General features: G+C 65.2%; 10 protein-coding genes and 1 pseudogene. 2 read left to right on the top strand and 9 right to left on the bottom strand.

Going from position 1 to position 21,790, the window contains the following annotated elements; translation table 11 throughout:
* Nucleotides 1-6 precede the first annotated feature (6 nt).
* On the top strand, nucleotides 7-2,748 hold the full coding sequence (locus ORI60_RS15535) for a pPIWI_RE module domain-containing protein (protein WP_266037962.1): 2,742 nt from the start codon (nucleotides 7-9) through the stop codon (nucleotides 2,746-2,748).
* Nucleotides 2,749-3,418: 670 nt separating this feature from the next.
* Here ORI60_RS15535 and ORI60_RS15530 read toward each other — a convergent pair.
* The 9 genes and pseudogenes from ORI60_RS15530 to ORI60_RS15490 form a co-directional block, all read right to left on the bottom strand.
* A complete protein-coding gene (locus ORI60_RS15530) occupies nucleotides 3,419-7,549 on the bottom strand; it encodes an Eco57I restriction-modification methylase domain-containing protein (protein WP_266037961.1) in 4,131 nt (1,376 codons plus the stop codon).
* Nucleotides 7,549-10,455 carry a DEAD/DEAH box helicase gene (locus ORI60_RS15525; RefSeq protein ID WP_266037960.1) on the bottom strand — a complete coding sequence of 969 codons (2,907 nt, stop codon included), beginning with the start codon at nucleotides 10,453-10,455 and terminating at the stop codon, nucleotides 7,549-7,551. The genes ORI60_RS15530 and ORI60_RS15525 overlap by 1 nt, the downstream gene beginning before the upstream one ends.
* A 14-nt stretch (nucleotides 10,456-10,469) precedes the next feature.
* Nucleotides 10,470-16,625, bottom strand: coding sequence for a protein kinase domain-containing protein (locus tag ORI60_RS15520; RefSeq protein ID WP_416234410.1), 6,156 nt, complete (start codon nucleotides 16,623-16,625; stop codon nucleotides 10,470-10,472).
* Nucleotides 16,626-16,947: 322 nt separating this feature from the next.
* A pseudogene (locus tag ORI60_RS15515) lies at nucleotides 16,948-17,970 on the bottom strand (PIN-like domain-containing protein).
* Nucleotides 17,971-18,315: 345 nt separating this feature from the next.
* Entirely contained in the window at nucleotides 18,316-18,582 is a 267-nt protein-coding gene (locus tag ORI60_RS15510) for a hypothetical protein (RefSeq protein ID WP_266037957.1), read from the bottom strand.
* Nucleotides 18,579-19,883, bottom strand: coding sequence for a WXG100 family type VII secretion target (locus tag ORI60_RS15505; protein ID WP_266037955.1), 1,305 nt, complete (start codon nucleotides 19,881-19,883; stop codon nucleotides 18,579-18,581). The genes ORI60_RS15510 and ORI60_RS15505 overlap by 4 nt, the downstream gene beginning before the upstream one ends.
* Nucleotides 19,880-20,365 (bottom strand): DUF6346 domain-containing protein, encoded by a 486-nt coding sequence (locus tag ORI60_RS15500; RefSeq protein WP_266037954.1) that lies wholly within the window; start codon nucleotides 20,363-20,365, stop codon nucleotides 19,880-19,882. Before ORI60_RS15500 ends, ORI60_RS15505 begins: the two co-directional genes overlap by 4 nt.
* The gene (locus tag ORI60_RS15495) at nucleotides 20,362-20,667 is read right to left on the bottom strand and encodes a type VII secretion target (RefSeq protein ID WP_266037953.1); all 306 of its coding nucleotides are present in this window, start codon (nucleotides 20,665-20,667) and stop codon (nucleotides 20,362-20,364) included. Before ORI60_RS15495 ends, ORI60_RS15500 begins: the two co-directional genes overlap by 4 nt.
* Nucleotides 20,664-21,116, bottom strand: coding sequence for a YbaB/EbfC family nucleoid-associated protein (locus ORI60_RS15490; RefSeq protein WP_266037952.1), 453 nt, complete (start codon nucleotides 21,114-21,116; stop codon nucleotides 20,664-20,666). The genes ORI60_RS15495 and ORI60_RS15490 overlap by 4 nt, the downstream gene beginning before the upstream one ends.
* A gap of 56 nt (nucleotides 21,117-21,172) precedes the next feature.
* Here ORI60_RS15490 and ORI60_RS15485 point away from each other — a divergent pair, with 56 nt between their 5' ends.
* Nucleotides 21,173-21,724 (top strand): hypothetical protein, encoded by a 552-nt coding sequence (locus ORI60_RS15485; RefSeq protein WP_266037951.1) that lies wholly within the window; start codon nucleotides 21,173-21,175, stop codon nucleotides 21,722-21,724.
* The last annotated feature ends 66 nt before the right edge of the window (nucleotides 21,725-21,790 follow it).

Below are 21,790 nucleotides of genomic sequence, written 5' to 3'. Positions count from 1 at the left end.
AATCCCATGGCATACAACAACATTCAGCCTGCATCGTTCATCCCATCGGCGGACGCGGGCCCGTTCTACGTGGCCCATCACGCGTTGTCGTTCCCGCGCTCCTGGCGTGACCCGCTGCTACGCCTGTACCGGCACGGCCGGTCCGACCGGATCAAGCAGGTGCCGATCCGCAGGCTCAACCACGTCATCGCCGCGCTTGCCCCGGATCTCATCTCGGTCGCCACGAACGCCCCGCTCGACGACGGCAAGCCCTGGCTGTACGCCGCCGACCCGTACCCCAGGTCGGTGATGGCGAACTTCATCCACGCGTGGTTGCGGGACATGCAGCCGAGTCCAGAAGCGCACTCACTCGTCAAGGAGATAGCCGGCGAGCTGGCCATCGGCTCACTGAACTGGGACCTGGTCAGCGTCGACATGCTCGAGCAGACGGTGTCCGATGGCGGCACTGCCGTTCCGGCGTCCCATCTGTGGCGGCTGCTGCCCGAGACCTTCGCCGCTCGGATCACCCAGCTCGAACCGTACGAGCACTTCGGCGAGAAGCTCAGCTTCCGTCAGGTAGCTCAGACCGCGGGCGCACCGGGTGCCGAACTCGTTTCGTGGCCGCCGCTTGAACACCTCTCCGGTCGCGGCGAGAAGAGCAGGCCGTGGAGCTACTCCGCGTACATTCGGATTTCCCTGCGCACCGTGCCGTTCTCCGCCGTGCCGCGCATCAACATCAGCACCGGTGTGCGGCGCTGGGTACGTGGCAAGGTCTGGATGCCCACAAAGGGAAGCGTTTCCGTGTACCTGCTCGCCGACGAAAGTCTCGTGCTCGACGGCCCGTCACCCGAACGCTTCGCGGTGGGTCAGTTGGCGTGGAACACCAGGACGGGGGAGAACCAATGGAAGCAGGGCGGTCCGGAGGGGATGCTCCAGCGGGTGTCGGCACTCGGCAACCTCCCGTCCGCCGAGCTCATGGTGAAGGAACCCGAGACGTGGCTGGACGGCAGGGACGGCCTCACGGCTGCAGTGCTGCACCACACGATGATGGGCGCTCACGGTGTCAAGGCCGGGATCATGCCGAGCGAGCGGCGCCGGTTGACCGAATGGGCAGCACAGGCGCTCCAACCGGAGTTCGTCCCGAGCAGTGAGCTGACGAGGAGCAGGCTCCAGCCACAGGTCCCGCACAAGCTGCTCCAGGAGAACGCCCCGCTGAAGAAGGACGCGACCGAGGCGGAAGCGGCCGAGACGGCGGCGCGCAACGCCGAGATCGCGGAGGCCAATGCGGCGGAGAAGCGTGAACTGGTCGCCGCTGCGGTGGGACAGGGCGGTCTGAACATCATGTTGCTGAACCAGAGCGACGTGATGCGCGACCACCTCGTCCGTGCAGCTGAAGCCAGCCTCGGGCTTGCGGAACACCGTGTGCAGGCTGGCCCTGATCTCTGGGCCTGGGAGCACCCGGAGCTCACCGTGCGACTGCACGTGCGCGAGCTCGGAGCCTTGGGTGACAGCATCGGTGGAGACAAGGCACCGCGGCGGGGAGCGGACTGGGACGCGGCCATCCTGGAACGCCGTACTGGAGTGCGTGACACGTTGCGCGAGTGGATGCGTGATGCCACTGGGCCCGCATCGGTCGTCTTTGTCGAACTGGAGGGACGCAAGGCCTTCAAGCGAACCGCCGATCCAAAGCACCCCATCAGGCTCGGCTGCGCGGACGCCGGTTTGGTCAGCCAGTTCCTGGAAGTCCCCTCGGCATCCGACGACGAAAGCGCACCGCACCGCGCGGCGGCGGCATGGGCCGACGGTCTGCGGCAGCTGGGCATGCGGTTCGTGCCCAAGCACGCGGTCGGTGAGCACATCCCGGCTGAGCTCAATCAGGTGGCGTTCTGGCTCGTCAAGCGTCGCGTCAGTAGCGACAACCAGTATCCCCAGTTCACGCCGATTGCCGTGCTCATCCGCGGTGGCCAGAGCTGTGTCATGGGCCGGACGCCGCAGATGCAGGAGTGGGTTCCGTATCCGGAGCTGCTCAGGAGTCTCACCGGGCAGATCCGCGGTGACGACCTCAAGACCAAGGCCCAGCAAGAAGACATCACGGCCCAGTTCATCCAGCAGACGCTGTACAAGCTGCGCGGCGAGCCCACGCTCGCGTACACGCACGCGCAGAACACCAGGGAACGGTGGCCGTGGCTCACGAACAGTGGGCTCGTCCCCGACAAGGTCCGACTGGGCAACGGGCCGTTGCAGCGGCTGGCCTCGCAGGGCAGGCAGTTGAGGATCGTGCGGGTCGCGGGCAGTGACCGGAACGAAACCCCGCAGTGGTGGGCGCCGGACAAGACCAGTGCCGGCATTTCCAAGGGCCTGTGGGTCGTCGACGATGAACAGGGCCGTGTGTTCTACAGCACCTCCGACAAGGCCAGCCAACACAAGGTCGGCCGGGACGTCAGCAAGTTCACCGAGCACCGCAATAGCGGTGGGTCATCCCAGCGCAAGCCCGACAAGTCGGCATGGAACCCCGAGCTGTTGGAGCTGGCAATGGCCGCGTTGCAGCCCGGCGACGAGGCGGAGCGGTGGGCGATGTTCGTGCACCAGCAGCGCTTCGCCGACGACTACACCGATGCGCTCGGGTTGCCGCTGGTACTGCACCTGGCGTCGCTCGCCCATGACTATGCCTTGCCCCATGAGGACCCCGAGCAGGCAGAACCGGGGGCGGCGGCGATCGGCGACACTCCCGAGCAGCTGGAGCTGGACTGGGACGACAACGCCGACTGATCAGTCCTCAGTGGATGCCGGGACGCGTGATGCTCACGCGTCCCGGCTACGTGCTGTGACGATTCTCAAGGTGGTCGCTCGTAGGACTGAGCGAGGTTGAGCCGGTTCGGTGTGTTCTGCTCGGCCGCGTTGCCCAGCACAGGAAGCTGCGGGACCGTCGAAGTTCGGGGGTAAGCGCAGGTCCGCATGCTGCTCAGGGGGTGTCCATTCCGTGCACGCACTGATCGCCAGTCCATTTCTGGACAACTTCCTCGTCCTGCGGCCGGGAAGCACGTCCGGGATCAAGTTGCCGCACCGGCATTGGATCGAACTCCAAGGCACCGCACCGACGAGTCGGTGCCCGGACTGGCTGGTCGATGCGGTGGGGCGCTCCTGGCCCGTCGGTGAAGATCGGCGAGGTCGGTCCGACCCACTGACGTGGCAGGCGCTGTGTCCCGGCCATAGCTGGTGGCCGGGACACAGTCGTGCAAAGCACCATCTTCTCGTTGTCGAGTGCGTTGTCCGCATACGGACCTGTCGCCTTGGAGAACGCCGAGAGTCATTGCCGACAGGCACGTTAGGAAGCTTCGCGCTGCCTGTGTGTCGGTGAATCTGGTCTACATGACGTCAAGCACCCAGTTCACGGCGCTGGCGCTCTGTTCTCGGTGGACTCGAAGATCAGGTCGACGGATCACACCGTACCGCTGGCCGCAGCGGGATGGCGCGGGCCGTGGCCAGGCGGCGGGGTGAGCGTCGACGTGTAGTTCTCGCCGTCGACGAGAGGGACGTCGAGATCGACGCCGGCGGGAGCCATGCGGTCGTACTCCTCAAGAACGAAGTCCTTGGTTCGGTACGTGCCGTACTTCGCGATCTCGTTGTTCTTGAGGCCGCCACCCGAGTCCGACTGGAAGGTCTCCAGGATGTAGTCCACATCGGGACGATCTATGCCGTAGAGGTGGAAGAAGTACGCGTCGAGCTCTGCCCGGATCCGCGCGCGCCGTTCCTCGTCCCACTGGAACGGTGGCCCGGAATCCCCAAGATCGCGCGCAAGCCCCGCCATGTCGTACGCCGCATACGCGAGCTCTAGGATACGTGGAACGATAAAGACTGTGTGCCGCTTCAGGTCCTCAGGAGACGGAACTGGGAGCTGCTTCCAAATCATCAGAGCCATGTGTATTCCACCCCCCACCTTCTGGCGGCTTACAAAGTCGAATACGAGTGAGCTCTGAGCTGCCACAAGGGCTGCGACAAGTGCTGGAGACACGTGCGGAAGCATTAGCGGCAACGTGTGGCCGACAGCAGTTCGGGGAAGGAACGCGGGAATCGCTGTACGTTCATCGGTCGCCCGGCAGACATCGCGCCAGCCGCATAGCCACGCCCGATCCCAGTTCAGTGTGCCAAGACGCAGGTTGATTCCTGCGATCTCAACCTGCTTGTTCCTTCGGCGTGTGGGAATATGTCCGGACTCCTGCACCCAGTAGCGCGGATCGGCTACTGTCGACGGATCTCGCTTTTCGGCAAGGGAGACCCGACGACGGTCTTCATTTCCGGTGCCAAAGTATGAGTTCCAGCGATGATCGGCATGGTGTACCATTTTTGCTTCGTACAGTGGGAGCATTCGCTCTTCGCCTCGCGTGAAGATGTTGCCCTCAAGACGCCAGCCTGCCGATGTCAGCTGTTCATGAGTTCGGAAAAGGTCGGAATCGTCTGTCATGTGAAACGGAGTTGGTTCGAACTTGATGCGCCACGGATTGTTGACCGTGTTTGATTCGCTTTGCAAGATGGGAATTCGGCGATAGATCGCTACAGTAAGGTCTGCTTCGCGGCGAGTCCGGCAGATCGGAAGACTTCCGGTGTTGGGGCTGATAATGGCTATCTCATTGGGGCTGAGTGCAAAGATGCGGTCAGCGTCATCGAGATCAGGCGTATCCGCGAGGCAGAAGGCAAATGCCGCTGCGGGTTCACGCAGATCCCGGCCGACCAGTGACAGCATGCAGAACCTGTACCTCGAGTCAACTCCGATAAAGAGGGGTCTGCGGTTCTCGAAGTCGTAGAGATGAGAGATGGCGCCGCGGTAAGTAAGATCACCGAACAGGAACTGCGCTCCAGCGCTCGTCGCGATGGCGGTCGGGATAATGCATCCGATGCGACCTGGAGGTGCCACGATGGTCATGAATCGCTCCGCGAAGAGCTGATCGGTCTGAAGCATGGTGACACCCTTGACTGAAAGCCCTTTGCCGCATAGCGGGAACACTCCGGAGCTTCCTGCGAAGAGGAACGTTGACTTCACCCTGCGACGCGCTGCCCAGTAGCGTTCTCCCGCATCCGGGTACTCCTCGCACCACTCAGCAATCCGCGTTCGCCGCGCCGTGCCCGAGATTGCTGCGATCGACGGCTCGACCACGTCGAAGTACTTCTTGTCTTCGAAGTCGACCTTGTCCCACGGCGGGTTGCCGAGGACGCACGAGAAGCCGCCCGCCCAACCGGTGGCCAGATCCACTCCAGAACCGTCCTCAGGCACGGTGAAGACGTCCGGGAACGCCAGGTGCCAGTGAAAGAAGCGATACTCGTCACGAAGCCGCACGATCTCGTCGTGAGTCCCCTGAGATGCGGCCGTCGCCGCAGGATCCTGAAGCTTCAGGAAGACGTCGTTCGTGATCGGGGTCGGCGCGTCCTTCGTCTTGTGCCACACAAACGCCGCACACCATGCGTCCGCCACGTGCCGGGCACGCTGGTATGCGGCCGAGTCTTCCCAATCCCGATAGTCGGCTGCTTGCCGGTGAACGTCCGCCAGCGTGTCAGCCGGGGCGTCGGCGATGCGGCGCAGACCGGCAGCGAAAGTAGCGTTCGCTACCTTCGTCTCGACAGTCCGTTCGAAGAGCCCGATCCAGCCCTTGCGCTCCTTGTCGTTCTGCTTCTCCAGTGAGGCCGCGTGCTTTGGATCATCACCTTCGACCGACTTGAACGCCTTGTTCGGAATGCCGTCTCGGAGCAACGCCGGCGTGGCACCGATCAGACCGTTGCCGTGCTTGATGTGCGCGTCCAGGAAGCCCAACGGCTTGCCAGGCTCCAGGGCTTCCAGCCACAGCGAGACCTTCGCCAGTTCGACGGCCATGGGGTTGAGGTCGACTCCGTACACACAGCGGGCGATCACCTCGTGCAACGCGTGGCGTACCGCGTCGAGAGTGGGTTCCGGATTCTTCTCCCGCACAGAGGCGACGCGTTTGGCGATGCGGCGGGCAGCGGCGACGAGGAAGTGTCCGGAGCCGCAGGCCGGATCGCAGACGGTGAGTGACAACAACTCCGCGACGATGCTGTCGGTGGCGTCAGGCTCACCGGCAGCCGAAGCCTTCACCTCGCCACGCTTCTGAGCGTCGTCGATGACCGGGTCCAAAGTGGAGTCGAGCAGCGTCTCGATCAACGAGCTCGGCGTGTAGTACGAGCCGGTCTTCTTCCGGTCGTTGCCGAGCCGGTCGATCAGCTCGAAGGTCCTGTCCACGGCGCTGTGCTTAGGCACGAGTTCGAGCAGGGACTCGTAGATGGAGCCGAGCTCCTCCGCGCCCATGTTGCGGTAGTCCACCCGGCGCCATCGTCCGGAGTCCTCGTCCCGGACACGGGACAGGTGACGCACAGCGTCCAGCAGATCGACATTCGCCAGGAACAACCCGCGCAACGGCGCATCGGCATCACTGTCGTCGAACAGACCGCCCAGACCGGGCAGACCCAGCTCCGGCCGGCCGTTCTCGTCACCGAGCGCGTCAAGGACGATCCGTAGGGCCTGATAGAGGTCGGTGTGGGCGGTGCCTTTCCGGCGGTTTGCCTGGTGCCGCAGGCGAGCGGAGGAGAAGTAGTTGGCGTAGCGCCGACGAGCTTCCGTAGAGGCCTCCTCTGGATGGAGCACCTCCCGGTCCTCTGCGACGAAGAGGAAGATCAGGCGATAGACGAGACGCAGCAAGGCCGGATGGAATGTGTGGACGTCCAGGCTGTTGCGGAGTTCGGCATTGGCAGGGTGCCTGAGGAAGCCCGTTCCCAGGCTGATGATCGCCTTCTTGACCCCGTCCCGATGGTGGTGCAGTGCGCGGACGCCCGAGTCGATGGCCTCGACCCGCCACTTCTCCAGCCAGCACGCCGAAGGCGCTTCACCCTCGTCGATCTTGAAGCGGGTGACGTGCAGCAGCCGGTAGAGCAGGACGAACTCGCTGAACAGTTCGCCGTCGAAGATGGCCTCCAGGTCGAACTCGACGTAGGAGGCGGTGGCGAGCGCATTCGAGTCGCGCAGCAGCCGCAGCTGGCGGCCGTTGCTCACGATGCCCCACAGGTGGGCGTCCGCGCGGTTCAGACATTCCTGAACGAGCGACTGCGGCGGCACGGTTCCGGCACCACCGGGGCGCTTGTCCAGCGACGAGTTCCAGGCCGCCAGGTGCACGGGAACGTGGTTCCACCGGTGGCTGATCGCGAAGGTCTTGCTGCCGTCATCGGAGACAAGCCCCGACGTTCCGAGCGCGGTCAGTTCTCCGAAGCCCAGTTCGGCGAAGAGAGGCTCCAACCACTGCGTGACGGCGAGGCCGGTGGGATCGGCCGGGGTTTCGGCTTCCGGCGCAACGGGAAGCCGCTCTCGCAGTTCACGCCAGACCGCCTTGAGGTAGTCCCAGCGGCGCTCCGCGTCGTCACGCACCGAACGCTTGCCGACCACGCGGTAGTCGACGGGTTGAGAGCCCTTGACGTCCTTACCGTCTCTGATGCGCGTGAGCATGTCGGCAGGCAGCAGACCGCCGACGGTGTGGATGGCGGACAGGATCTGGTTGCGGGCGAGCAGAGACATCAGGCGGCTCCTCCCGCGTTGCCGGACACCGGGAGGTAGACGTAGACGCCGAGGATGTCGGCGGATCCCTCGGTAGAGACGTTCAGGCCGCGCACGATCTCACCGGAAGCGCTGCGCACCCGGCGGTGGGACGCGAGAAGTTCGTCGGCGAGCTCCCGTCCGTACGCCTTCAGATGCTCGTTGGTGGCGGGTAGCCCTTCCAAGACACGGGTCATGGTGCTTTCACCGAAGGCGGGATGGGTGTTCTCGTCGGCGGTCAGGTCCAGCAGTCCCAACGCATCCTCCGTGGAGAGCCAGGTGGCGCTCGCCGGGGCACCGCGGAACGCGAGCAGGCGGGCGTCCTCGGCGACAAGCTGACGTTCGCCCGCGCGGGACGGAAGCGTGAGGTGGAATCGGTAGCGCACGAGCAGAAGAGTTGTGCGGGTTGCCACCTCACGGGTGCGGATCACACCGCAACGACGAGCGGGCCTGGGGCCGTCGATCTTGCTGTCGAGAGCAGCGTTGAGGACGTAGCCCGCCATCGCTCCCACAACCGGGTCGGTGCGCGTCAGGGCGGCTTCGCCACGCGCCACGGCGGCCGTGGAGCGGAAGGGTACGGGACGTTCGACGGCGTCGCCGCCCAGCACCGGAGCGACGACGTCACGAAGTCCAGCGGGTGTGCCGCTGAGGTCTGCGGTGAAGCCGTCGCCGTCATCGCGCAGCACAGCCTCAAGTCCAGCCATTGCCTGCCGGACGAATCCGCGGATTTCCCCGGCGCGGCCCAACGTGTCCCGGATCGCCGCCACCTCGCGGGCGACTTCCTCGATGTGGATGGCACGTTGGGTGAACCGCGACCGGGAGGCCTTCTCCCGTTCAGCTGCCGACTGCCACTCCACCGCGATCTCGTCGGACCTGGTGGCGAGGTCCTCGGGCTCGAACAGGCCTACCTGCTGAGGTTGCTGGCTGCGCATCAACAGCCATTCGACGATCGCGTCCGTCACACCGGACGACATGGCGTCGGGCACGGAGACCGAGACGCCGAGGTCCTTCCAGATCTGTCGGTGCTTCTTGATGAGGACTTCGAGGACCTTGCCATCGATGCCGTTGTCGTTGCCGTACAACGTGATGACCTTGACGATGTCCCGCTTCTGGCCGAAGCGGTCGACACGACCTTCGCGCTGGTCGTGTCGCGTCGGGTTCCAGGCGAGGTCGTAGTGGACTACCGCGTCGAAGTGGTGCTGGAGGTTCACGCCCTCCGACAGACAGTCGGTGGCGATCAGCACCCGGCGAGCCGCGGGGTCTGCACCAGCGATCTCAGCCAGCTCCTCGATCCGCTGCAAGCGTTGCTGCGGGGAGAGCGTGCCGGTCACCGCGCGCACGACCATCTTCCTGCCCAGCTTCTCCGCCAGATGTTCAGCCACATACTCGGCGGTGGGGATGTATCGGCAGAAGACGATCGGGTGGTGCCCCTCCTTCAACAGCACCTTGAGGTGCTTGGTCAGGGCCGCCAGCTTCAGGTCACCATCCGGACCTTCCAGCTGCTCCGCCCGGTCAGCCAGCTCCGCGAGCCGGGCGCCCGCGTCTTCGATCTCCGCGCCCGGCGCGACATCGAGGCCTTCCAACGCATCGACATCGGAGGCATCGCTGGTGAGCGGAGCGCCGAGCTTGTCGGCCTCCTCGGCTGTGCCGGCCAACGCTGCGGCGGAACGGGTGCGCAGGGTCTGGGCAGCGGCACGCGGGGAGGAAACCAGCGAGCGCAACAACGCGATCGCCGACCACCAGGCGATTCGGGCGTCACGCTTGCTTCGGTCCCGCGCGTTCGTGACGCGTTCGCCGGCGTAGGCGATGGCGTCTTCCAGCAAACTCCGGTATGCGGACGACAGCTGGTAGGTCTCGTCTTTGAACTTCCGGTCGACGGGGAACTCGGTGTCCTCGCGCAGGCTGTCGTCGGACAGACCGTCCTGTTTCGTGAGGAACTGCCGCACATCGGCTCGCCTGCGGTGCACGAAGTGCCCGGCGAGCAGCTTGCGGCCTGCCTCCGTGTCGAGGTTCACGTTGGCGAGCTCCGGGCGTACCAAACCGAGCAGGTTGCGGAAGGCGCTTTCCTTGCCGCTGTGCGGTGTTGCGGTCACGAGGAGCAGGTGGCGCTCTTCGTCGGCGGCTACGCGCTGCAGGAGCTCGTAGCGCAACTGGTTCTGAGCTGAGGTGCGCTCGTCCGCGGCGACACAGGTGTGTGCCTCGTCCACGATCACCAGATCGGGGCAGTGCCGGACGAAGTCGTCGCGGTGCCGGGTCGACTTGATGTAGTCGGTGGACACGATCACGTGCGGGTGTTTGTCAAAGAGGGACTGTCCCAGGTCGAGTCCACGTTCCAGCTTGGCGACGGTTGAGGCGAGCACCAGCTCCGCGTCGATGCCGAACTTGACGCGCAACTCGTCCTGCCACTGTTCGGCCAACGCCGGCGAGCACAGCACAGCCAGTCGCTGCGCGCTGCCCTGGGCGAGCAGTTCGCTCGCTATGAGGGAAGCCTCGATGGTCTTGCCGATGCCGACGTCGTCCGAAATGAGCATCCGGACAGTCCGCTGTCGCAACGCCATCATCAACGGAACGAGCTGGTACGCCCTGGGTTCGACGGCGATACCCGCGAGAGAGCGGAACGGCCCTGCACCCGAACGGAACCCGATGCGCAGAGCAGAACGAAGTAGTCCCGCGGCGCGTGCGTCGCCGAGGTCGTCCACGGACGGCGGCGGGAACTCGGCGCCGCGAACATCCTCGAAGGCGGGGAAGACTGCCGCGATGTCGTCGTCGGCCCCACCCAGTGGACGCAGGACGAGCATGTCGGCGGCGCTTTCGGGAAGCACAACCCAGTCACGTCCGCGAGCAGTGACCAAGGCGCCGGCGGCGAATGTGGTCGTCATCGGTGTCATTGTCTCTTTCATCGTCAGACGGCCACACGCCCGAAGTAGCGCTCGTACTGGTTCGCGATCGTCGTCCAGTCCGCGTCGTACGGGAACCGCACGATTTCCCAGCCCAGGTCGGTCAGACGTCCTTCGGCCTCGGCGTCGCGTCCGGCGACCGACGGATGGTCGTGGACCGGCCCGTCGACGAAGACCGCGATGTTGACCCCTGGCAAGCGATACACGAAGTCCGGCCGTGCGACCGCTTCGGCGACAAAGGTCTGTGCCTCGTCAGGAAGCCGGAGGCCTCGCTCCTTGAGCCAGGACAGCAGGTCACCTTCCAGCGTGCTGTCAGCCTGCGCTGTGAGCCGGGCCAGCTGCTCCGTGCGCGACTCGTCCCTGCCGGTCGTGAGCGACTGTCCGTTCGCAAGGCGCACCAGCAGGTCCCGCACAGAGAGACGATCGATCGCACTGTGGTTCAGCTGGTTGCCATAGGTGAGCAGACATTCGTAGCAGCCTCGCGCGCAAGGCCTTTCGGGATGCGGGCCCTTGAGGTCGTTGCCGTCACTGTCGAAGTGACAGATGGCCAGAGCGAACTGTGCGGCACGCGCGAGCGCGTCCTGTTCGGACTGCATCAACCGCAGCACACCAGCACCACCTTCCGCGGCCTCGGTGAACAGCATGCGGTCGCGGGGGCCGTCATCGGGCGGCAGCAGCTCGCTGGTGAGTTCGGAGTCCTCCAGCTCGAACGCCGCTTCAATGCCGCGTTCCAGCGCGTACATCAGGGTCAGTGCCATCGGTTCGGGGATCGGCTCGGTCAGCTTCACCACAAGGATGTTGCGCCGGTCCTCGACATAGGGCAGGACGCGCTTCCTACGACGGCTCTCGTTGCCGTCGGCGTCGATGACGGGCATCTCGCTGGAGTCCCCCGACGCATCCGCTGCGTCGCGTTCGCTCATCCAGCGGCCGTCGGCGGGGTCCAACCAGAAGCCCGGCGGCTCGTCCTCCCTGGCCCTCACCCGACCGGTGTTGGTGATGCGCACGGTCGCGGAATCGCCATATGTCAGCCTGGCGAGCGCGCCGCTGCCGTCGGAGACGATGGCGTCTCTGCGGCCGGGCCGCAGCCCGTGGTCACGGAACCGGTACGAGGTCACCAGCCGGAAACCCGCACGGCGGCGCTCCTCCTCGTCTGAGGAGATCCGCTCCCGTCGACGGGTGTAGACGGTGTGGAGTTGGAGCAGGCCGGACAACTCCTCCCGCAACGGCTCATTGCACATGTCGCATTTGTCGTGACGATCCCGTGGGTCGTGGTGATATCCGCAAGCCGCGCATCGCTTGGCGGATGTCGTCACGACGTTGCCCGCCTCGTCCGGTGGCAGCTGAACTCGTGTGACCTGGTAGCGGGCGCCTTCGTGATAGATGAGCGCGCCGGGTCCGAACTCGCGGATCGCAAGGAAACGGGGCCGCTGGAGGTAGTCACCGTCGCGGAAGCCGCGGCCGGTCATGGGGATGTACGCGGCGAGCGGCAGGCGAGGGAACGAATAGCCGGGCAGGAACCCCTCACTGGCGAGATACCGGTACGGGTTGAAGTCGGACAACACCGACTTGCTGTCCGCGTTTTCGTTCTTGAGCAGGTTGAGTTGGGTCTCCGCCTCCCTGCGGCGGCCGACAGCGATATTGCGGTCGCGTTCGGAAAGCGTGTGGTCCAATACCCGGCGGTTCTGCTCGGCCTGATCGACGAGGGCCGCCTTGAACAGCCCGCGCCACCGGTCGAATGCCGAGTTGAACTGCTGAGGAGCGGTGCGGACGGTGTCCTCGATCCACTGGTCGTGCCACCACGTGGTGGCCGTGAACTGGTCCAGCAGCCCGCCGAACACCTGACGTGCGGCTGAAGCGGTACGTTCCCGCGCGCTTGTGTCGTTGAGTTTGGCAATGATGTCGTCGTGCAACGACAACGAAGGGTTGGGCGTGCGCGCGTCGTCCAGGTAGCTGACGTCGATAATGCCAGGGATGGCCTGCCCCAGCCGGAGCGATGACTCGGCCAGCCAGATGGCCTGGACATGAGATCGCACCAGATCCTCGTTCGCGAGGTCGAGGCGAGGCGGCGCGACGACGCCGGCGACCATCCGATCCGAGCGCCGGAAGTAGTACTGGTCGTGGCTGTTGCCGGTGGCGCAGTACGTCGTCACGAGCGCGGGTTGTCCCGACCTGCCGGCACGACCGCTGCGCTGCGCGTAGTTGGCGGGCGTGGGCGGCACGTTGCGCATCATCACGGCGTTCAGCTCCGAGATGTCCACACCCAGTTCCATGGTCGGTGAGCAGTAGAGCAGCTTGAGCTCGCCTTTGCGGAATGCTTCCTCGCGCCGCTCTCGTTCCTCGGGATCGACCTGAGCGGTGTGCTCCCGGGCGGTGAGTCCGCCTAGTGCCCCGGCGGTGTTGCGGTAGAGGTCGCGGAAGAACGTATTGATCCTGGGGCCTTCACCGGCGGCGTAGGTACGAGTCAGTGGATCGTGAACGCCGGTCTCACCGGTTCCCGCCTTCCACACAAGGGCAGCCGCCGAGACTCGATAGCCGGTGATGGTGGATCCTGCTGATCGCCGGAAGCGACCCGATTGCTGCGGCGCCACAGCAATCTCGTGCACCAACCGGTTGCCGGCGAGGACCTTCAGCAAGTCCGCGATGACCTGCTGGGCATCGTCAGTCGAAAGATCCTTGAAGTGCACCCGCCGGAGATACTTGCCGAACTTGGCGCGGCCGGACAGGAACAAGCCCGAGCGGTCCATGCCGGGCCGAGAGGGCCGCGGATAGGCGGTGCCCACCTTGGGGCGATCATTCGATGACAGCACCCAAGGGTCGACCAGGCGCTCCTCACTTGCTCGCTGCAGAGTGTCGAAGTCCTCCCTGAAGTACTGCACGTCGATGGCCAGGGCACGGCGCATCTCGTCCAGCAGGACCTTCATGATCTCGGCGCGACGGCCAGGTTTCGCATCGCGCAAACTCGGATGGCTGGTGGACCACAGCTCGTCCTTGCCCGCGACCCAGTCAAGATCGGCGTAGTGGATCTGCAGCAGGCCGGTCTGCTCGAGGTTGGGCATTGTGATGCGCCAGCCCCGTTCCAGATCGAGATAGAGGCGAAAAGCAATGACATCCCGCAGTGTCTTGGCTGCGTTGCGAGCCAGCGATGGAGGAAGATCCGCCGTACCCGCATAGTCAGCAGACTCCAGGCCGAGCGCGACCGCGACGCGGGACGGCATTTCCTCGTGCTGGATCCCGTCTTCGCCCGCTTCGAGCACTGCTCGGTACAAAGCACCGCGCAGTTGGATGATCTGCACGAAGTCGTTGAAGTGGCCCGCTTGCAGCGATGCGTCCTGCCGGTTGTCGACGAAGGTGAGCAGCTTGCGGGCTTTCTTGTCGAGCGCCTCGGCGGGAACCTCCTTGAGGGACCGCACGATGGAGGTCGACACGAGTGAGGTCGCGGAGGAGCGGCCCTCTTGGTCGAGTGTGGCGAGCTTGGCGAAGTCCTTGCCCCTGACCTGTTCATAGCTCACTCCACAATGGAGGCAGAACAGGAACGGTGCCGGGATGAACGCGGCCGTCAGCTCTCCTCGGCCCTCGTTGCCGTAGGGGTCGACGGTGATGGCGCGCGGAAGCCTTCGTTGGTATGAGTCTTTGACGAACTCGTTGCCGTGGTCGTCGGTGTCCAGCCACGACTCCGGCAGTCGCCGCCTGGCGTCCTCGGGCGAACTTGGCCAGGGACTGTCGGAGTCGATGTACAGGTATCCGTCGCCTGCTCGCCCTCCGGATGCTGCGGTGTCCCGGCGGGGTTCGTAGAAGGTTCTGCCGTCCCTCGTCGTCCGCCAGACAGTCAAGTACTCCTGGCCGCAGTCGCGACAGAAGGCCAGTGGGAGCAGGATCTTTCCGTCCGTACCCGGCTGCACCAGCTGATAGTCGCGCGTTCGGTGCCGAGTCTGTTTGTCTTCGAGCGTGACGAGGACTGTGTCGCCCTTGGACAGAAACTGGTGCAGGCGGAAGGCGAACAGCGGGCGTTTCGTGACTGGATGACGGACCCCCGCACCGGCCTCCAGCGTGCGGCGGATCGCCTTGACGCAGGTCTCCTCGTCCACCCCGCTGTCGTGCGCGAGTGCAGCGGCCGCCACTTCGATCTTGGCAGGCTTCTGGCGGACCAGACGGCCCGACGGATCGGTGGTGAGACCGAAATGCGCTTCGATCCAGCGGGCCAGTGGATCAGCCACCAGATCTGCATACGCGCGCGGTGCGTCAGGTGCTCGGAGGCGTTCGGCGGGCACGGTCTCGGGGGCCTCGCCGGTGGCGCGTATGAGCGTTTCGCCGATGATGTTCTTGGGGCTGATGGGGACGCCGAACAGGGTGCTCGCGACTTCCGCGACCACCTCGCGCTGCTCTTCGGCTGTTCCCTCGGTCGACATCGTGGCGGATGTGCCCACACATTGCAGCCGATCAGCCTGGCATGCTTCGCGCACGCGGCGAACGAGCAGCGCCACGTCGGCGCCCTGCCTGCCGCGGTAGGTGTGCAGCTCGTCGAGGACCAGGAAATCCAGCCCCTTGGCCATCTTGATTAGTGACCGCCGGTCGTCGGGCCGGGTGAGCATCAACTCGAGCATCACGTAGTTCGTGAGCAGGATGTCCGGTGGGTTGTCGCGGATCTGCTTCTTGCGTTCGTCTGACTCCTGCCCCGTGTAGCGCGCGTAGGTGACCGGTTCCCGGCCCTTTCCGTAACCGTCGAGCAGGTACTTGTCGAGCTCCTTCAGTTGGCTGTTGGCCAGGGCGTTCATCGGGTAGACGATGATTGCGCGAACTCGCTTGGTGGCATCGGCACCCTCTCGGCGCCGGTCTTTCAGGACCTTGTCGACGATCGGCACGATGTAGGACAGCGACTTGCCGGAACCGGTGCCCGTTGTGAGGACATAGGACTCACCGGACTGAGCGGCGTCGACGGCCTCACGCTGATGCCGGTGAAGTGACAACGGGCGGCCGTCACACACCGTGCCGCCCTCGGTCTTCTCCGCCTGGAAGATGCGAGCGCATTCCTCGTGCAGCACGCCCTGGTTCGCCAGCTCGAGCACGGTGCCGGCCGAGTCGAAGAACGGGTTCAGCGACAGCCACGGGTCAGGCCATTGGGTTTTCGCGTCCAGGTCCTTCTTGACGAACCCGGCGATCCGCTCGTCGCGAATGATCGTGCCGCCCTCGGTGAAGGCCCGGTAGTCCTTGATGAGCTTGCGGTGCACGCCGAAGACGTCCATGCCGGATGAGGCCGTCCGGGTCTCCGGAACACTCTCGTCGATCGTGGGCTTCATCTCGCGAACCTCGGGACGCCGAGTGACCGGGTTGAAATCGTGCCAGCCGCGGACGCTTTCCTCACCTACTGCCAGCGGCAGCAGGGTCTCGCGAACGGTGACGGCATCGGCGGGTCGATCAGCGGGTGCCTTGGCCAGCAACCTCTCGATGAGCATGGCCAGTTCCTCTGGAACGTCTGATCGCAGCAGCTGGACCGGAGGAGGTGCTTCCTCGAGATGCTTCTGGCCTAGCTCGTGCGAAGACGCGCTGTGGAACAGCGGCACGCCGGCGAGAAGTTCGAACAGGACACAGCCTAGGGCGTACAGATCTGCCGCTTGTCCCACCGTGGAAGCGCGGAACTGCTCAGGTGCCATGTAGCGGGCAGTGCCGACCGTGACCCCAGTGCTTGTGAGCCGGCCTTCGTCGATGTCGTCGACGATTCGGCCCATACCGAAGTCGAGCACCTTCACGGTTCCGCCACGCAGAACCATGACATTGGACGGCTTGAGGTCACGATGAACAACGTTCTCGGCGTGGGCTGCTGACAGGCCGTTGGCAATCTGCGCGCCCAGTGCTGCCACCCACGAGACCGGCAGTTGCGGCTGTTCGGATACGAGATCGGCCAAGGTCCGCCCGTCGAGCAACTCCATCGCCAGGTAGGGGTGTCCTGACTGGTCCACGCCGCCGTCGATGGTCCTGGGCAGGTTCAGGTGGTTAAGCATCCGCATGATCCGGACCTCGCGGCTGAACCGCTCGACCACGTTGGTGTCGAATGCCGAGTTGAACACCGTGCCGAGACGGCTTCGCAAGATGAGCTTCACCGCGACTATCCGGTCCGCAGCTCTCTCAGCTGCCTGCAGATCCTCGGCACGGTGAACTTCACCCATGTTGCCTGCGCCGATGGGTCCCGCCAGACGGAACCGTCCTGCAATGACTTCTGGGTCAGCTGGCACCGTTCGACCTCTCCGTAACCTGTGCACGACAAGTTCTACGCCACATCCGGCCCGCGCGCTGGCATATGGCAGATATCGCTGCTCCTGTCGCTGACCTGCATGTCGGCAGTCGTACGGCTTGCGTTACAGTTCGTAGTAGGAGGATGCCTGGGTATGCGCACCGGTTCGTTTCGGTGTGAAACGTGAAATCCTAAATGGCTGGCAGCTTGGGGACTGGCTCGGTTTCGATATTTTCAGGTCTGCAGGTGGGTGGCGGTCAGGGCACAAGCAAGGGGATCAGCTGCTCGGAGAGCGTGAACCCGGATGCCCACCCGAAGTTAGTGTGATCGTACTCGGTCGCGAGGACATCCACCGCTTCTTCTGGCACGACTCCCTTGTCGCGAAACTCTTGGACGATCCTCTTTGCCGGGCGTACGAATCCCTTAAGTTGTCTATTCGGATCGTAGTCGCCCAATGCATAGACTTCGTTGCGGCTGATGTAGCCATTCTTGGTGGCAGCCACTCGAATGGCCTTGGCCTGAACAGGTGCCTCGTAGTCGAGGCGCACGAGGAGGTCCTTCAGGGCCTCGGCGCCCCAGTCGCCGGTAGGCAGGTCTTCGTCGTCCGCAAGTGAGTTGCCGATTTGGTCGACGAACGCCGCTGATCCTTCGTCGACCGAGACCTGAAGTGTGGACTTGGCGTACTTCAACAGCTGGTCGGGCTGAATCATGAACAGCCGCGTGCCGGCGCGCTCGTGCAGTTCTTTCACCAGGTCGCGATGCGGGCCTCGGAGTTCACCACGGGAAGTCATCCTCCACCAGTCCGGCTTGCTGTCGGCAGTCACGAACAGCACATCGCGCTTGCTGACTCTCGCTTCTTGAAGAAGTTGCTCCCACGCGAGGTAGTCGCCGTACGCGCCCTACTCGCCTTTGCGCTTGACGTCGGAGAACCCCGGCGGAATCTCGGCCGCGACCCGCTCGTTGCCCTGCTTCACAAGATCATCGAACTCGTCGGCAGAGACAGCTGCGCCGACTTTGCCGTTGAGGATGTCTTCGAGTTCGGTCAAGACCGGATCGATATTGGTGTTCCGAGCGAAGGCGGCGTACTGCTCTTCCTCGTGTTCCTCGATCGTCCTCCGGATGAACTCGATGCTCTTCTGGGCGGTCCTGATAATTGCTCCGGTGCTGTCGGTCGACAGCGACGCGAGTTTCGCCCAGTTGGTGATCTGGGTTCGTGCCTTGACGCTCAGTTCGTCGAGTTGTTTGAGTGTCTCGGCGGCCCCTCGCGGATCGCGCAGCACGCTCTCGCGGTGGATCCGCGACTTGTCGTACAACGGCTTGGCGAGCAGGGGTGATGCCTCCGGCGAACAGCAGAATCATCAGCGTCTTGACGAATTCGTGTTCGTAGGGCTGGTCGACGGACTCCCACGTAGATCCCTTGAAGGTGACCGGTTTGCGTGTGCCTGCGTCCGCGGCAGTGAACTGCGAGTGGCTCATGGTCTGGACGAGCTCGCCGCCGGTGTCCGGGGTGATGGTGACGGTGCAGCTCCAGGACGCTCCTAGGTACCGCCAGTCGCGGTCGCAGAACGTCACGACACCGGTGCCCTCGGTGGGTTGGGGCCAGATGACGGCGCGGGCGGCGATAATCAGGCCGTAGGTGCAGTGGGCTCCCGCGAGGGCGAGGGGCCCGCTCCGACGTACCAGCGGACGTGCCTGCGGAGGCGGCGCACTTCGGCCCGCGGGCTCTGACGGCGCGAACGGCTGTCCTGCCACCAGATGCCGGCGCCGATCAGCACGACGGCGCCCATGGTCGGCGACGGAGCCGGGGTGAACGACTCGCGGGTGGGCACGAAGTCGAGCTGGCCCAGGCGTTGCATGGGGACTGACGTGTCGATGGCGATCCGCTTCGTCACTTCTTGTGCTCGGGGTTCTGCTGATCGTCGCCGCCCATCGCCTTGTTCATCTCCTTGCCGAGCTCCTTCGCCGGGTGGATCAGGTCGCCGTAGTGCGGCATCAGGTGGCTGATGTCCCGGCTCGCCACGGCACGCACCCAGTTCTGGCCGTCGAGCACGCCCTTCGTCATGGGTGCGTCCACGTGGTCGCCCGTGCGGCCGCCCCAGTGCGTGGGATCGCCCAGGTTCTCCCTGCGCGTGGTGAGCGGCGGTTGGTTCATCTTCTCGTAGAAGTCCCTGACCTTCTGCTTGCGCGCCGGGCCGTTCTCCTTCACGCGGTTCGCCCAGTCGTCGACCTTCCGGCTCGTGCGCTGGGCGAGGTCGTCGACCTTGTTCATCGCGTTGTCGACGCCGTCCTGCACACGCCTGCTCGCGTTGCCGAGTCGTTCGCCGACGTTGTCGAGCGTGTCGGCTCTCGACACCTTCGTAGCGGAGTCGGATGCCAGTTCCGCCGCGCGCTGGTTGCCGTAGCGGCTGTTCGGCATCTGCCTGCTCAGCGCGGCCAGTTCGTCGGCCTGCCTGCGCATGGCGTCGCCCGCGCTCTTCGCCAGGGAGCCGAGCTTGTCGAGGGCCTTGAACAGCTTGGCGACGAACCTCGCGATCTTGGTGCCGATCTCTACGGCCTTGGTCACGGCGCGCGTGATGAACGCGGCGATCGAGGCACCGGCCGTGGGGATGGCCGACGCGGCGGCCGGGATGCCCCACATCAGCAGGGTGCCTGCGAGGTCGGCCAGCAGATCGCGGATCAACGCCCTGGTGGCGGCGACGATCGCGCCGGCCACCTTGATCTTGTTCGCCGCGGAGGACGCTGCGGCCGAAGAGCCCTCCAGTTGGGCCACCAGGGTGCTGCACCGGGTCCGGTACGCGTCGGCGGCGTCGCCGGTCCAGTCCGCGAGCGACTTCGCCTGGTTGCTGTAGGCGGTGGCCTCCTCGCTCAGGCGCTTGGCGATGTTCTCCCAGGTGTTGCCTACCGCCTCGATGGCGGGAGGGTCGCCCGCGAGCTTGTCGAAGGGTTCGCGGATGAAGCCGACGTTCTCGATGATCCAGCCGACGACGGACGAGGCGAGTGTGCCGAGCGGGTCGGTGAGGAGACCGGCGACGTCGAGGACCATCGCGGCGCTGTCGATGCCGAGGGCGACCGGGTCGATGTTCTGGCCCTCGGTGAAGTGCTTGACCAGGTCCTCGCCGGTGTCGGCGAAGCCGGCGCCGGCGAACAACTTGTCGTCGTCGTCCTTCTTCTTGGCGATCAACGGGTTGCTCACGGGTTCGTCTCCAGGGTCGGTCGAGGCTGCTCTCGTCCTTCCGCACCGCCAGGCTTCTTCTTCCTGAACATGCGGAGGGTGATCAGGAACGCGCTTGCCGCTGGGATCACGATGCTGAGCGCCGCGAGGGCTTTGACGGGCTCGCGCCGTTCGGCGAGGGCCCATCTCTCGGTGGCCGCGTAGGACCTGCTGAACTGCACGAGATTGGTGGTCATCGGCACGCGCTTGCCGATGTCGGCCGGCGTGAGCGAGGAACTCCCGTTGCTGTAGTGAAAACGCTCGCCTTCGTTGGAGACGATGGTGGCGTCGCAGCGCCAGAGCGCTCCGAACGCCCACCAGTTCCTGGAGCAGGAGATGTTCTCCGCGTAGCCCATGGTCTCTCCGCCGGAGCCCGCCTCGCCGTTGAAGAAGCGGGGACCCGCCTGGGCGAGGTAGAGGGCGACGACCCACAGGACCGCGGCGATCGCGATGCGTTTGATCATCCGTGCACTCCCCGGAGTGCGTCGCGGTTGCCCTCGTCGGTCTGCTGGTAGGTCTCCGCGGTGGAGCAGAGCTCGTCGCCGGTGGCCTCGAACGCCTTGGGCAGTTCGGCGAGGAGCAGCTTCGCCTTGTCCAGTTCGTCGTCGAAGATCCACGACCACGCTTGGCAGAGCTCACCCATCGCGTTGGCGCCCAAGCTCACCTGGGAGGCGGAGGCGACCTCCTGCAGGGACGGGGAGAGCCGTCCGACGATCTGCTTGCCGTGGGCCGCGATGGCCTCGGACTGTGCCGCGAAGCCCGTCATCGCAGCACCGAGTTCCCGCCGAAGTCGTCGTCATCGCCCCTGGGTGGTGCGGGACGGCCTGGTGCCGGCTTCGGTTCCTCCACGGTGCCCGCCGGGTCGATCACGGCGATGCCCCGTTCGACCTGTTCGCGCAGGAAGGCCATGCCCTCGCCGTCGCCGAGGATCGGGCGCACCGTGTCCTCGATCTTGCGGGCTGCCTCGACCTGGGCTCGGCGGATGGTGTCCATGATCGTGCGGCCCAGGGCGGTGTGGCCGAGGTCGTCGGCGCGCGGGGTGAGCTGGAGTGACTCGATCCGGCCGCCGGAGCCCACGGTGACGAAGACCGAGCCGTCAGGGCTCTGGGCCTCGGTGCGGGATTCGCGGAACGCCGTCTGGACGGCGGTCGCTTGTTCCTGGGCCTGCTGCAGGCGCTGTTCGAAGTTCGCGAGGAACGCGTGCGGATCGGTCACGATCGAATGATCGCATTTGTACGAACTCTGCGCGCACGGTTCGGCACAATGCGTGCATGGTGAAGCCGCTCATCACTCGGGAGATGCGGGAACGCGCTCGGCGCGCGCCCAACAGTTGGTTGCACGTGACCGATCCGGGCCATGAGGGCGCCTCCACCGAGGCGGTGATCGGGCGTTACCTCGTCGACGCACGCGGGGAGATCACCGATCAGTACGTGCCCAACCCCCGCTATCAGGCGCGGGAAATCACCTTCGAGAACGACCTCGAGTCGTTGATGTACCTCGTGCACCGCGGGTATGCGGACAAGGCGGAACTGGTCGACGCGGTGCTGGCCGCCGAACTCGTGCTGCCCGCCGATCCCGCTCGCGAACCGAGGAAGCATCTCGTCCTGCGCAAGGACGTCGTGGACGTCTTCGCCTCGGAACGGGCGCGGCCGCGGGACTGGCCGCCGCACTGGCACCGGTTCAGCGGGGTTGAGCTGGCAGTCGTGGTGGACGCGCTGGAGTCGCCTGTCACGGTGCTGGTGACCGCGCAGGGCGGGGTTCAGTTCGAGATACCGGGCGACCTGCTCGTGGACGGGCTGCGCGCGGCGATCACGATGGGGTGATCCGCGTGGTGGCGTGGATGCGCGAACGGACTGCGTTGCGCCGATCGGCCTAATCTCCCGCCATGC

Source organism: Lentzea sp. NEAU-D7 (genome assembly GCF_026242055.1).
GTDB lineage: Bacteria > Actinomycetota > Actinomycetes > Mycobacteriales > Pseudonocardiaceae > Lentzea.
Note: the sequence above shows the minus strand (reverse complement) of the source record. Positions and strands in the feature narration are given on the sequence as shown.